Genomic DNA, 274 nt, shown 5'->3' on the forward strand with positions numbered 1-274 from the left:
GCCGGCAACGTGGCGACCATCGTCGACTTCCAGGCAGGCCAGGACACGATCTGGTTGTCCGCCGCCGTCTTCTCGGCCGCGGGAGGCTTGGGCGGCCTGGCCCCCAATGCCTTCCACATCGGCGCGGCCGCCGACGATGCCGACACCCGCCTGCTCTACACCGCCTCGACCGGCGCCCTGTCGTACGACGCCGACGGGACAGGGCTGAAGGCAGCGGCCCAGTTCGCGTCGCTGAAGCCGGGCCTCGCCCTGTCGGCTGGCGATTTCCAGATCG

At 71.2% G+C, this 274-nt stretch carries 1 protein-coding gene; it reads left to right on the forward strand.

Translation table 11 applies throughout. The features are described from left to right. A partial coding sequence (locus KZZ04_RS19235; protein ID WP_219423867.1) for a hypothetical protein occupies positions 1 to 274 on the forward strand: 274 nt, incomplete at both ends.

It is taken from the genome of Pseudoalteromonas sp. CR1 (genome assembly GCF_019392235.1).
GTDB lineage: Bacteria > Pseudomonadota > Gammaproteobacteria > Enterobacterales > Alteromonadaceae > Pseudoalteromonas.